The sequence below is a fragment of the Luteitalea sp. genome, assembly GCF_022842525.1.
GTDB lineage: Bacteria > Acidobacteriota > Vicinamibacteria > Vicinamibacterales > Vicinamibacteraceae > Luteitalea.
The window spans coordinates 1-13,708 of sequence record NZ_JALHPM010000170.1; the positions used below are offsets into that span (position 1 = coordinate 1).

Genomic DNA, 13,708 nt, shown 5'->3' on the forward strand with positions numbered 1-13,708 from the left:
GCCCGCGCACGGCTACATGGTCGAGTCCATGTCGACCATCGTGGTCGACGGCGAGCGGGTTTCCAGCACGGCGGTCCGCGAGGCACTCGCGCGAGGGCGGCTCGCCGACGCGGCCCGCCTGCTGGGCCGGCCGTACAGCATCAGCGGTCGGGTCGTGAAGGGCGACCAGCTCGGCCGGCGCCTCGGGTTTCCCACGGCGAACGTCCGGATGCGCCACAACCGGCCTCCGCTGAGCGGGATCTTCGCGGTGCGGATGCACGGCGTCGATTCGGCGCCGTTGCCGGGGGTGGCGAGCCTGGGGGTGAGGCCCACGGTGAAATCGGCCGGGGTACCCACGCTGGAGGTTTTCCTGCTCGACTTCGATCGCGACATCTACCGGCGGCAGGTGCGGGTCGAGTTCCTGCACAAGTTCCGCGACGAGCAGAAGTACGCCGATCTCGAGACGCTGCGCCGCCAGATCGCGCTCGACGTGGAGCACACGCGGGTCTGGTTCCGGGAGTCCGAAGCGCGCCGCGCGGCGGACCCTCGTGGTGCCGCGCTCTGATCCATCACCGTAGACGCGGCCCCGGGCGACCGCAACCCAGCCGTACTGGATGCACGACATGACCGACTACAAGAAGACCCTGAACCTGCTGGATACCGCGTTTCCCATGCGCGGCGATCTCGCCAAGCGCGAGCCGGCCGTCCTGGAGAAGTGGCGCGAGACGCGCCTCTATCAGCGGATCCGCGAAGCACGGGCCGGCCGGCCCAAGTTCGTACTGCACGACGGCCCGCCCTACGCCAACGGCGACATCCACATCGGGCATGCGGTGAACAAGATCCTGAAGGACGTCATCGTCAAGAGCCGCACGCTCATGGGCTTCGACGCGCCCTACGTGCCGGGGTGGGACTGCCACGGCATGCCGATCGAGGTCCAGATCGAGAAGGAGCATGGCAAGCATCTCGCCGCCGAGGACACGCAGCGTCTGGCGCGCGCCTACGCCACGCGCCAGATCGACCGCCAGCGCAGCGACTTCATCCGGCTGGGCGTGCTGGGTGACTGGGATCGGCCCTACCTCACGATGGACCACCGCAACGAGGCTGGAGAGATCCGGGCGCTCGGCCGGCTGCTGCAGAAGGGATACGTGTACCGCGGGCTCAAGCCCGTGAACTGGTGCTTCGACTGCCGGTCGGCGCTCGCCGAGGCGGAGGTCGAATACGCCGACCGCAAGGACGTCGCCATCGACGTGGGCTTCCCGTTCGCGGATCACGCCGCGATCGCCCGCGCGTTCGGGCTGGCGAGTCTGCCCGTGCAGGTCGGTTACGCGGTCATCTGGACCACGACACCGTGGACCATCCCTGCGAACCAGGCGCTCAATCTCCACCCGGATTTCGAGTACAGTCTGGTGCAGACCGATCGCGGACTGCTGCTGCTCGCCGCCGAGCTCGTGGCGAACTGCCTGGAGCGTTACGGCCTCACGGGCACCGTGCTCGCGACCTGCAAGGGCGCTGCGCTCGAGCGTGTCGCATTCCGGCATCCCTTCTACGACCGGGCGTCGCCGGTCTTCCTGGGCGATTACGTCACGCTCGACCAGGGCACGGGCGTCGTGCACAGCGCGCCCGCCTACGGCATCGAAGACTTCCTGTCGTGCCGGCGCTACGGCATGAAGGACGATTCGATCCTCAATCCGGTGCTCGGGGACGGCCGCTACGACGAGGCATTGCCCTTCTTCGGCGGCCTGCCCGTCTGGGACGCGAACCCGAAGATCGTCGCCAAGATTGCCGAGGTCGGAGCCCTCTTCTCCAAGGCGAGCCACGTCCACAGCTACATGCACTGCTGGCGCCACAAGACGCCCATCATCTATCGCGCCACGACCCAGTGGTTCGCGGGGATGGACGATGTGCCGGGCTACCAGGGCGCGCAGCCGGCCGAGCCGCTGCGCGCCACGGCCCTGCGAGGCGTGGAGGCGACCCGCTTCTTCCCCGACTGGGGCAAGGCGCGTCTGCACGCGATGATCGCCAACCGTCCCGACTGGACGCTGTCGCGGCAGCGCCAGTGGGGGGTGCCGATCCCGTTCTTCATCGATCGCCGCACGGGCGCGCTGCATCCGCGCACACTCGAGCTGCTAGAGGAGGTCGCCCGTCGCGTCGAGAAGGAAGGGATCGAGGCGTGGCAGCGGGTGGACCCGGCAGATCTCCTCGGGGCGGATGCGGCGACGTATGAAAAGGGGCGCGACACCCTGGACGTCTGGTTCGATTCGGGCGTGACGCACCAGACGGTGCTAGGCGGCCCTGGGGGCGGCGGCACGCACGGGGAAGAACTCGCCTTCCCGGCCGATCTCTACCTCGAAGGTTCCGACCAGCACCGCGGCTGGTTCCATTCCTCGTTGCTCGTCTCCTGCATGCTCAACGCCGTGCCGCCGTACAAGGCGCTGCTCACGCACGGCTTCGTCGTCGACGGCGACGGGCGCAAGATGAGCAAGTCGATGGGCAACGTGATCCTCCCGCAGAAGGTGGTCGGCACCCTCGGGGCCGACATCCTGCGGCTGTGGGTCGCCTCGACGGATTACTCGGGCGAGCTGTCCATCTCCGACGAGATCCTCAAGCGCGTGGTCGAGAGCTACCGCCGCATCCGCAACACCTTGCGCTTCCTGCTCTCGAATCTGGCGGATTTCGATCCCGCCGCGCACGCGCTGCCCGTCGAGCAGTGGCTGCAGATCGACCGCTACGCGCTCGTGCTGACGCGGCGCCTGCAGGAAGAAGTGGTCGCCGAGTACGAGCAATACCGCTTCCACGTGATCGCCCAGCGGCTGCACGAGTTCTGCTCGGAGTCGCTCGGTGCGTTCTACGTCGACGTGCTGAAGGACAGGCTCTACACCACCGCGGCGGGCTCGCGCGCCCGTCGTTCCGCGCAGAGCGCCTTGTACCACGTGACGCACGCCCTCGTGCGGCTCATGGCGCCGATCCTGAGCTTCACGGCGGACGAGGTCTGGTCGCACCTCCCGGGCCGGCCCCACGACAGCGTGTTCCTCGCGGAACTGCACGCGTTGCCGGACGTCGAGGACGCGGAGGAATTGGCCCGGCGCTGGGAGACGCTCCTCGTGCTTCGATCCGACGTGCTGAAGGAACTGGAGCGGCTCAGGGTCGCTGGCAGCATCGGGTCCTCGCTGGCTGCCGAGATCGAGATTCATTCGTCGAAGGACGACATCCACGCGATGCTGGCCTCGTTCGGCGAGGACCTGCGTTTCGTCTTCATCACCTCGGCCGTGACGCTCGGCCGCTCGGCTCCGGCCGATGCCGTGCCGAGCCGCGTCGAGGGCGTTCACATCCGCGCCGTGAAGTCCGGCCACGCAAAGTGCGCGCGCTGCTGGCACTACCGGGCGGACGTCGGCGTCGATCCGCAGCATCCCGACATCTGCGGGCGCTGCGTGTCGAACCTGACGGGGCCTGGCGAGTCGCGCGAACATGCGTAGTCTCTGGGGCTGGCTAGGCATCGCCGGCGCGATCGTCGTCGTCGACCAGATCACGAAGTGGCTGGTCGACCAGTCGCTTCCGCTAGGCGCCTCGGTCGTCGTCACCTCCTTCTTCGATCTGGTGAACGTGCGGAACACGGGTGCCGCCTTCAGCATTCTGGCCGACGCGGCGGGCTGGCAGCGCGGAATGTTCATCGCCATCGCGGTGGTTGCGTCGGCCTGGATCGTCTGGACGCTTGCGCGGTTGCAGGGGCAACGGCTTTTCGCCACGGCGCTCACGCTCATCCTGGGCGGCGCGATCGGCAACCTGATCGATCGGGTGCTGTGGGGCGCGGTGATCGACTTCCTGCATTTTCACTGGCACGGCAGCTATTTCCCTGCCTTCAACGTGGCCGATTCCGCGATCACCTGCGGTGCCATCCTGGCTGTCCTGGACGGCATCCTGCAGGCGCAGCGGTCGCGCGCCGAGGCCGCGGGCGGGCGCGGGTCGTGATAACTTGCGGCCTTGCGGGCGGGGGTGGTCGCCCGCAGTGCAGCGTCGATTCTTCCGGGGCCGCACCCGCCTAAGCGTAGAGGTATTCCATGAAGGTCATTCTCGCCAAGCCCCGCGGATTCTGCGCGGGCGTCGACCGCGCGATCGAAATCGTCGAGCGCGCCCTTGAGGTTCATGGCGCCCCGATCTACGTGCGCCACGAAGTCGTTCACAACAAGTTCGTCGTCGACGACCTGCGCGCGAAGGGCGCCGTCTTCGTCGAGGAGCTCGACGAGGTGCCGGCCGGATCCACGGTCATCTTCAGCGCTCACGGCGTCTCCCGTGAGGTGCGGGCGGATGCGGACCAGCGCGGGTTGCGGGTGTTCGATGCCACCTGCCCTCTCGTCACCAAGGTGCATGTGGAAGTCGCACGAATGCGTGAGCAGGGGCGCGAGATCGTCATGATCGGCCACGCCGGCCACCCCGAGGTGCAGGGCACCATGGGGCAGGTCGACAGCGGGATTTTCCTGGTCGAGACTCCGGCCGACGTCGCGCATCTTCTGGTTCAGGATCCCGAGAATCTCGCCTACGTGACCCAGACGACCCTGTCGGTGGATGACGCCCAGGCCGTGATCGATGCGTTGCGCAAGCGCTTCCCCAAGATCGTCGGCCCGAAGCGCGACGACATCTGCTATGCGACGCAGAACCGTCAGGACGCGGTCAAGCGGTTGACCCGCCAGTGCGATGCCGTCATCGTCGTCGGATCGCCCAACAGCTCGAACTCAAACCGACTGCGCGAAGTGGCGCAGAACGAAGGCAAGCCCGCCTACATGATCGACCGCGCAGACCAGCTCGACCCCGGGTGGGTCAGGGGGATCAGGGCGGTGGGTGTGACTGCGGGCGCGTCGGCGCCCGAGGTGCTCGTGCGGCAGGTGATCGAGCGGTTGCGGGCGTTGGGCGCGACGACGGTCGAGGAAGCCGATGGCATCACCGAGACCGTCACCTTCAATCTTCCGAAAGGGCTCGCGCACTGACGCGAGGGTGACCGCCCGCGGGCGGTGAGCGGCGCACCGAGGCGAGGTGCTTCGCGCGCCTGTCCGCAGGCCCGTGCATGCCATCGCGCCCGATGCGCACTTCAGTGCGTTCCTGCGCGGTTCCGCAAACGCGCGCGGCAGGCGCAGAGCGCCCGCCGCGAGTGCCGCCGGCGAACCGGGACTTCCGCCGTTACTGCTCTGGCTCCATGAACCAGTAGATCCGCTGCGCCACGCCGATGCGCTGTTCGCGGCAGTACCAGAACTGCGAGCCTGGCTGGCAGGCCAGCGGGCCGCTGCCCGAGGGCGGCGTCGTCGACGTCGTCTGCGTGATGTTGCCGCCCGCCACCGCGATCGAGTACACCGTGCTGCCGATGATGACGGTCTGCAGCGGCGAGAAGTAGCCTCGGCTCACACCTGCGTAGTAGCGGTCCCGGGCGGAGATGGTGCCGTCGCCATTCAGATCCACCAGATCACCGTACAGCGCGCTGATCTCGTTGAGCCGGCCTTCACCCGGGGGCAGGCACTCGCTCGAGATCGTGTTCGGGTTGTACGTGCCGAAGCGCAGCTTCTGGTTGAACACGAACGGGGAGCCGGTGACCTTCTCGCCGTTCTCCAGATCGCGGTACCAGCCGCGCTTGGTGACCAGGGCGGTGGGCAGCACTCCGGTCGTGGTCGAGGTGCTGAGCTGGAGGAAATCACCCGCGGAGAAGCTCGCCGCCGGCCCGTTCGTCGCCGTGAGCCCTACGTCGAAGTCGACCACCATGAAGATCTTGTCCGACGAGACCGGTACGAGAGGATGCTCGCGGTCGCCGGTGCCGACGTAGACCGCGTGCCACTCGACCGGGAAGGGAGCGACCTGCGGCACGAGAGACGGCGCGAACAGGATCTTGCGGTTGGGCACGCCCGGATCTGAAAGCACGGCGAGCTTCTTCGCCTTCCAGTTGGATGCACTGATGTCGCCGATGTCGAACCGCCAGAGGTTGCCGCCGACGTCGCCGACGAGCACGCGATCGAGGTAGCCCTGGGCGTCCAGATCCGTGTTGATCGCGGTCAGGTCGGAAGGAATGCTCCATTCGATGCCGGCTGCGTTCAGGAAGTCGGCGCCCACGTTCGTGAAGCCCTTGACCAGGTTGCCGTCCGATCCTTCGACGACGAACAGCGCCTTGCCGACGTTGTCGCTCGTCGTACCGACGGGCAGCGGATAGGTGTCCTGCTGCGTGTCGTAGCCGCCGCCGAACAGCAGGACGGGATCGGTGTTGCCGTTCGGACGTGCGCCGCTCACACCGGTGGTGGCGGCGACTCGACCAACGATCGGTGTCGACCAGGATTGCGCGAGCTGGTTGTACTCCGTCGACGTGCTGCATGCCGACGTTCCGACGCAGCGCTTGCCCGTGCCGCTCGGATTGCTCACGGGGTGGTAGTCGCTCGTGATCTTCCACATGAACCGTGGGGCATTGATGTTGGTGATGTCGAGCGCGTAGTAGGCGCGGCCGCCGCGCCGCAGCCCGAAGAACAGCCACACGCGCTCCGAACCGTCGACGATACCGTCGTTGTCGCCGCGGTCGACCCATGCGACCGGTGAACCGTCGGCCAGGTCGAGCGATGGGCCGTTCGTATTCGCCATGACGTCGGCGATCCGCGGGATGGCCTCCTCGACGAGGTAGGCCCACTTCTCCTGGCCGGTGGCGGCGTCGACCGCGTGCAGCAGGCCGTCGTTGGTGAGGTAGAAGAGGTACTGGCTGGTGGAGCGCTGCACACCCCCGCCGACCTCCGTGTCGAGGGTGGCCGTCGAGTCGTAGGTGACGATCACCGGGCGGGAGTGCTGCACGTCGCTGTGAGCCCAGGCGCGCCACTGCGTACAGGCGGTCGTGCTGGTGGCGTCCGTGCAGGCCGCATTACCGTTGCTGCCGCCGCGGATGAAGTTGATCAGCGTGCTGCGGGTGTTGTCGGTCATCCCGGCATTGCCCAGCAGCGCCTTGGTGATCCGCGTGTTGTCCTCGTCGAACAGGTTGGTGGTGTTGGTGAGATCTGCGCTGGTCGCTCCCGCAGGCAGGAAGGTGTACAGCTTGCGTGTGGCGGGCGTATAGCCCGCCGTGTTGATGAGCTGATAACCCGTGCCGCCCTTGTCGGGCTCGCTGCCGTCCTGCACCGTCAGGGGATTCCAGAAGCTGACGGTCTCGGGGTCGACGATCACCTGCGTGAAGCCGGTGAGCGGATCGGTGTCGACTTTCTCTATGTCCTTCAGGCCGCTCGAAAGGACAGTCTTGCCGATGAGACAGATGTCCTTGCCGGCGCCGCATTCGGTCGCGCCGCTGCCGATGCGGAATCGCTTCAGTGTGCCGCGCCAAGCCTGACTCGGCGCCGGTTCGAAGAAGGCGAGGTAGACGTCCGCCGCGTTCTGCGATCGGTTCAGTGCCGAGAGAGGCACCGTAGGCGCAGCCACCGTCGGGTTCCAGTCTCGTATCTGGATGAGAGCGTCCGTGAGCGCGGCGGCCAGTTGTGCACTGTCCTCGGCGATGTAATAGGCGCCGGTCGATTTCACTGCCGCGTTCTCCAGCACCGGAGAGTTGGCGCCGGCGAAGCCGATCGTGTAGGTGATCACCACCTGGGTGGCCAGCAACTGGTCGGACGAGGTGTCCGTCGCCAGATGGGGAACGCCGGGGCTCATGTCGGCCCGGCTCATGAAGTACGCCAGTTCGTCCAGCCAGACGTAGCCGCCGTCGGTGCGGGTCGTGTCCCCGATGCTCGGAGGCCCGTAGGGAAGGCCGCCGGTCTCGAACTGCTTGCTGGTGGTGTCGGTCTGGATGACGTCGACGGTGGTGTCGGTCGCGATGCGTCCGCTCACCGCGCCGTCGTAGCGCAGCGCCGCGATCTGAGAGGTGGCGTCGGTGTCGAGCTCGGGGCCGCCGTCGGTGATCATGATGACGAAGTTCTTCTGGCACGCATAAGGCGCTGCGGCCGTCGGGTTCTGCATGATCGGCGAGACGTACAGCCCGCTTGCGACGGCGGAGGCATCCGCCCCGTCGGTGACGTTCCCGCCGCCGACCGCAGGTAGTGCCGCAGTCCCGAAATTCGCGGTGATTGCCGTCGAAGTGCCGTACCGCGGCGCACGGCCGCTGAAGTAGAGGTAGGCTTCGTAGAGCGATTCCGAGAGCGGGGTGGCCGCCTTGGCGATCTGGTTGTTGATCACCGTGGTGAGCGCGGCGCGGTTCGCATAGTCGGTGTCCGCCGCGCCGTTGCCCATGCGCCGGATCGGGTAGACGATCTTCCCGCCCTGGCTGCCCTGCGACGAACGCAGCGTGATGTCGTTCGGCAGAGAGTTGAAGGTCATCAGGCCGAAGCGCACGCCGTCGGTGATGGCGATGAGGTCGGCGAGCGCGTCCTTGGCGATCTGCAGCCGGGTCTTGCGGCCGATCGGGTGGCCGTTCGGGCCGCGCGGGCCGTACTTCCAGTTCAGGTAGTTGACCGAGTAGAGGTCGATCGCCGGAGCGGCGGAGGCGTCGAGCGCGTTGGCCGAGTTCGTGGTGTAGGCCGCGGTCGTGCTGGACGTGCTGATCAAGGAGTTGAAAGACGAGTTGAAGTTCCGCTTCAGATTGGTCATGAATGCATTGGCCGCTCCGTTGTTCGCCGGCTCGTCGGCCTTGCAATCATGTACCAGGTTGTTCTCGTTGTTGATGCGGTTGTAAAGCGGGTAGTTGGTCGTGGTGCCGCCCGTCGGTGACGAGTTCACAGTGCGGTTCGGGCACAGCGCCGTCGTCGAGGCGGCGTTGTTGTAGACGCAGTTGCCGATGCGGGTATCGCAGCTCACCGCGGTGTCGCCCTGGTCCGCGCACTGACCCTGCACGTTCTTCGTCACGTTGGAGTAGGAGACGCCGTCGATCGTGTAGGTGCCGATCCAGTTGGTACCCCCACCGTTGGCGGCCGAAGACCCGGAGGTGGCCGGATTGCAGTAGTTCGTGCTCGTCGCGCCCGAAGAGCATGCCGCGCCGCCGAGGACGAAGCCGGCGCCATAGCAGCTGCCGCTGCAGGTGCCACCGTAATAGACGGTGCCGACGCCCTCGATGTACTTGGACTGGCGTCCGGTCCACGAGCAGCCCGTGCCGCTGCCGGCCGTGCGGATCGCTGCCGTCGTGTAGGTGCCGGCGCCCGGCTGGTTGCAGGCGCCCGGCGTGATCGTGCCGCCGCTCGTCGTGCAGTCGCCGGTGGCGGCGCCCGTCTGCACACAATAGGTCGCGCCGGTGCGGGTGAAATACGGGCGCGAGTTGTTGTTGGCGTCGTTGCCTGCGGGGTCGTTCGAAAACCGCGTGACGCCAGCGTCCGGGCCGCAGGGTGTTGTGCACGAGGTGGTCGTCGTGCCGGACGTCACCGTGCGGTCCGTGCCGCGCCCGTTGTAGTAGGCCGGGGTGCCGGTCGTGCTGCCGAACGGCGGTGCGGTGGCCGCGTCCCGATTGCCGAGCCACGCGCTGAAACGCTCCATCTCGGTCGCTGTCGCGTTGGTGACGGTGGGAAGCAACGTATACCCGTAGACCGAGCGCAGCTCCTGCAGTCGGGCGAGGTTGAGCACGTTGCCGGACGTCGGCGTAGCGTTCGTGCCGCCGATCGTGGACCCCGAGTTCCCCGCGACGGCCACCTGATAGACGTAGCCGCCGAGGTCTGCCTTGAGGGAGGTCCAGCCGGCGAAGGAATCGGCTGTGTTGTCGGGGGTGCCGGCGACCGGAACGTCGAGCTGGATGCGGATCGGCTGGCCTTCGTTGCCCACGTTTCCGCCGTTGATGTCGCGCGAGGCGGTGATGGCCGGCGGTGCGGTCGACGACCACGTGACGCCGTTCGCGAGCGTGTCGGTCGGGCCCGGTGCGGCGCCCGTGTAGGCGTCACCGGTGGCGCCGACTCGGTAGTTCGTGCCGCCCAGGTTGACCTGCGCGTGGCTGCCGGGGTAGGCCGCGACACGCGAATTCTCCAGGTTGAGCCATCGCTCCCAGCGGGCCCACTGCTGGTTCATCCAGACGCCGCTGTTGCGGCCGAACTCCGTTGGGGCGTACACCGTCGACGGCATCAACTGCGAGAGCGACGCGGTGCAGCGGTTCAGGCTGCTCGAGGCGGTGCGGACACCGCTGCTCAACGTGAGGTCGCGCGTGTCGCCGAAGTTGATGCCGGCCCGCACGACGGGCGTCACGGTTCCGTTGGTGCTGCTGAAATTGGAGACCCGGATGCCGCCCTGGAACCGGTTGAAGGCGAACGACCACAGCCGCTGGTCGGTCTGGGCCGTGCCCGCGGGAAGCCAGTAGAGCCACGACGCATCGTTGTAGTTGCGGTAGATCGAGCGGGCGCCGGGATCGGTAGTGCTCGTCGCCGCGTCGGTGTACGCGGCGTTGGCCGATGCCAGTACCGCCGTCTTCACTGCGGCGCGGTCGGTGTCGGTAGTGCCTGCGAAGTAACCCGAGTCCCGCGGACACTGCGGGTTCGTGGCACTCGGGCACGAACCGCTGTAGCTGGTGAAGTAGCCGTTCGGCGAAGACCCGACGTTCTGCAGAAGGGCGTCGGGCGCGACGGTGGTGATCGTGTTGATGTAGGTCGGGTCGGCCCAGAGGTACTCGATGTGCGAATCGTAGGCCCCGGAGTATTCCCGCCAGCCTTCGTAGTTGTTCATCGAGTCCGACGTGTCGAGCACCACGAGGATGTTCGGCTCGGCCGTCGTGAGCGTCGACGTGATGCCCAGGAAGATATCGGAGTCGCGCCCGTAGGCCCACGGCGACATGAGCGCCGGGTTGAGCATCGTCGCGATCAGCGCCCAGGTGACGGCTTTGCGGGTGAACGTTCGCTTGGCCATTTCGAGCCTCGATGGGTACAGTGACTGGAGTTGCGTACGACGGGGCGCAGAGCGCTCGCGTCAGCAGGAGCCGGAAGGCACCAGCGTGCGAACGCCCTGGTGGATCGTGGTAGAGCCCCCGAGCACGCCGACGGCCGTGGAGCTCACGTCGAAGTAGACGCACTGAACCGTGCCGGTGCCGAGCTGCGTGCCCTGCTGCTTGCAGTCCGTGCATTGGTTCTGGCGGATGATCAGGTTCGCCTGACCGCCGTACACGTTTGCGTTCTGGACGGAGAGGAGGGCCGTCGTCGCGCTGTACGAGGCCGTCGCGATCGGGGTCGTCCGCGGGCCGCCGGAGGCTTCCGGCAGCGCGAGGAAATTGGAGGCGAACCGGCCGTTGTTCAGATCGACGAACCGGTTGATCATCAACTCGGCGTTCGTCAGGTTCTGCTGTGCGACCTGGCTTGCGCCCCCGATCTTGAGCTCGACGACCGACGTCTTGATCATCGAGACCACCAGCAGCGTCATCACCGCGAGCATCACCAGCCCGACGACGAGCACCGCGCCGCGTTGCTGCCCGCTGCGCGCCCCTGCTTTGATCGGGCTGTACCGGGTGCCCAGTGCGCCGGGTACGGATCGAGTGTTCACGTCACGCTCCTCTGCGGTACGCAAGGTTCCGAAGCTGAATCACCTGGCTGAACAGGGCCCGCTTGTACTCGCAGGCCCGCGCGCCCGCGCCGGCGTCGGTACAGCGAAAGTCGGCCACACCGTCCCCGTTCAGGTCGTACGCCTTGCTTTGATCGTCGTAACCGGTGACCGGCGTGGGCGAGCGCACGAGCAGCGCCACCCGGATGGTCACGACGCGAGCCCAGCCGTCGGCCGCCACCGTGGTGGGATCCGTCACGTAGCGATCCGCGATGCCGTCGCCGGCCGGTCCCGGATCCACGTCCACGCCGTAGGTGACCACGAAGCGCTCGATCCCTTCGGCGAGCGGCCGCTCGACCATCGTGGTTCCCAGCAGTTCCTGTCGAACGAGCGTGGGGACCGGGTTGCCGTTGTCGTCGGTCGCGGCGCAGGTCGTTCCGCCCCCGCCGGTGGGGCGGCTGCACGGGCGCACGTAGTAGACGTGCATCTGAAACGGGAATATCGGCGCGTCCGCCCCGTTGTGCAGGGTCTTGTGCTGGCTCGCCGCACGCATGGCAGCGTAGTCGTTGCCGAGGAAAACCCAGCCGGCATTGGCGTCGGTCTGCACGAAGACCGTCGTCGCGTAATCGGCGATCGTGACGATCCCGTCGGTCAGGTTGCCGTCGCCGGTCGTGGCGGGAGGTATCGGGGGGTCGGGCACCGGAAACCCGCTGCCCATCCGCGTGATCAGCACCGAGCTCGGGTCGCGGAAGTTGGCCGTCCGGATGCAGGGCAGCAGACCGTTGATGCCCGCGGCGGTCTGTCCGTGGTACCCGAAGACGGGAACGGCGCTCTGCAGGACCGTGCCGCAGTTGAGCCCGCCGGCCGCCGTGATGTTGACGCCGCCGAGGGTACTGTAGACGTTGAGCGTAAGCGTCTCGGCCGCGATTCCGTAGAAACCGGCGTGGCGCGCGCTTTCGTTCACGTAGCGCAACGCGGTCACCGCGTTGTCCTGCATCCGGGCGAAGTCGTCCTGGATCTTGAAGGTGCGCGACGAGTCGCTCATCATCAGGAACAGGCCGAGCGTGAGGAACAGGCCGATCGAGAGCGCGACCAGCAGCTCTACCAGCGTCAGACCGGCATTACGCACTGCAACGAGAAGGTGGCGAGGGCGCATGGTCAGGGGCACGCAATCACGGTGTAGACGTCGACGCTGACGAGCCTGCGGGTCGCGTCGTTGGCGACGTTCTGGAACTGATACTGGCCCTGGGCGCAGGTGTTCTGCGCGTCGAGCGTGGTGGGCGACTGCGTCGGAAAGGCCCCCTGCCACGCCACGCTGACCCGGTACGTCACCTGCCGGCTGGAGGGCGGGCCGCCCGGCGCCGGGCACGCAGTCGCGCCCGGAAGCTGCTGTACGCACCCGCGTGCCCGCAGGATGGGACCGAGCGCGTTACCCGTCGTGGCGTCGGTCTCGCCCGCTGCGCCCTGCAGCAGACCATCCCAGACTGCGGTGTCGTAGGCGACCGTCTGGGCTGCGGAGCAGTTCGTCGTCGCGCAGTTGGTAGTCGTGCCGCCGACGAGTTGCGCGAAAAGGGTTCCGGTGCCGACGGTCGCGGCCACGGTGTCGTAGGTCGTGGCGACCGCGGTGGTGTCGACGCCCTGCCGGTTCGCCTTGATGCGCTCGGCCATGTCGTTGGCAAGCGCGAGTGCCTGCTGGCGCTGGTAGGCCTCGAAGGCGGCGCGCTGCCCCTGTGCCATCAGGCCGGCGATGCCCAGCAGCCCGACCATGAGGATCACCAGCGTCACCAGTACTTCGATCATGGTGAAGCCGGCGGACCGGCCATCACCGCTTCCCGGCCGGATCAGGGGCATAGAACGCCTCCATTGACGGGTACGCCGCCGGTGCCCGAATCCTGCTGACGAATGAGGAGGGGGCGACCCGCCAGCCCGAACGACACGGTACGGATCACGTCGTTCGTGCCGTCACCGTCTCCCATGTCGTCGCTGAAGGTGATGCCTTCGTTGGCGGCGGGCGCCGCGGCCAGGACGAGCCGGCCGTCGGGACGGAAAACGATCCGGTCCTGGAAGGTGGCGGTATGGGAGCAGGCCCGGAGACGGCCGACGACGGGGCCGGGCAGCGGGTCGGCGAGCTTGCGGATCTCGTTCGCGTCGCAGGCGCCGTCACGATCCAGGTCGACGCAGATGCGCCATCCGTCCTTCCAGGAGTTCGTGGCGCCGGCGACTCGCTCGATGATCGCCTGGCGGCTCTCCTTGATGGCCTCGGCCCGCGCATAGGAGACGTCGGACATCATGTCGGAGA

General features: G+C 67.4%; 9 protein-coding genes. 4 read left to right on the top strand and 5 right to left on the bottom strand.

Translation table 11 applies throughout. The annotated features are described in order from the left end of the window. The first annotated feature begins 28 nt into the window (after positions 1-28). The 4 genes from Q0C41_RS24560 to ispH all read left to right on the top strand — a co-directional run bounded on the left by Q0C41_RS24560 (position 29) and on the right by ispH (position 4,958). Entirely contained in the window at positions 29-544 is a 516-nt protein-coding gene (locus tag Q0C41_RS24560; protein ID WP_291988370.1) for a riboflavin kinase, read from the top strand. 58 nt (positions 545-602) lie between these two features. Continuing rightward, the gene (ileS, locus tag Q0C41_RS24565) at positions 603-3,452 is read left to right on the top strand and encodes an isoleucine--tRNA ligase (RefSeq protein ID WP_291988372.1); all 2,850 of its coding nucleotides are present in this window, start codon (positions 603-605) and stop codon (positions 3,450-3,452) included. Further along, the gene (gene lspA / locus Q0C41_RS24570) at positions 3,445-3,945 is read left to right on the top strand and encodes a signal peptidase II (protein WP_291988374.1); all 501 of its coding nucleotides are present in this window, start codon (positions 3,445-3,447) and stop codon (positions 3,943-3,945) included. Before ileS ends, lspA begins: the two co-directional genes overlap by 8 nt. 89 nt (positions 3,946-4,034) lie before the next feature. After that, positions 4,035-4,958 carry a 4-hydroxy-3-methylbut-2-enyl diphosphate reductase gene (ispH, locus tag Q0C41_RS24575; protein WP_291988376.1) on the top strand — a complete coding sequence of 308 codons (924 nt, stop codon included), beginning with the start codon at positions 4,035-4,037 and terminating at the stop codon, positions 4,956-4,958. A gap of 190 nt (positions 4,959-5,148) precedes the next feature. On the opposite strand, the gene Q0C41_RS24580 is transcribed toward ispH, so the two are convergent. From Q0C41_RS24580 to Q0C41_RS24600, 5 genes are all read right to left on the bottom strand, one after another. Then, positions 5,149-10,785, bottom strand: a complete 5,637-nt coding sequence (locus Q0C41_RS24580; RefSeq protein ID WP_291988378.1) for a PilC/PilY family type IV pilus protein — start codon at positions 10,783-10,785, stop codon at positions 5,149-5,151. Positions 10,786-10,845: 60 nt separating this feature from the next. Further along, positions 10,846-11,412, bottom strand: a complete 567-nt coding sequence (locus Q0C41_RS24585; RefSeq protein ID WP_291988380.1) for a pilus assembly PilX N-terminal domain-containing protein — start codon at positions 11,410-11,412, stop codon at positions 10,846-10,848. A gap of 1 nt (position 11,413) precedes the next feature. Further along, complete coding sequence (locus tag Q0C41_RS24590; protein WP_291988382.1) at positions 11,414-12,577, bottom strand: PilW family protein; 1,164 nt, start codon at positions 12,575-12,577, stop codon at positions 11,414-11,416. After that, on the bottom strand, positions 12,568-13,260 hold the full coding sequence (gene pilV, locus Q0C41_RS24595) for a type IV pilus modification protein PilV (protein ID WP_291988384.1): 693 nt from the start codon (positions 13,258-13,260) through the stop codon (positions 12,568-12,570). Before pilV ends, Q0C41_RS24590 begins: the two co-directional genes overlap by 10 nt. Beyond that, on the bottom strand, positions 13,251-13,708 hold a 458-nt coding region (locus Q0C41_RS24600; protein ID WP_291988386.1), incomplete at its 5' end, for a GspH/FimT family protein. The genes pilV and Q0C41_RS24600, both read right to left, overlap by 10 nt.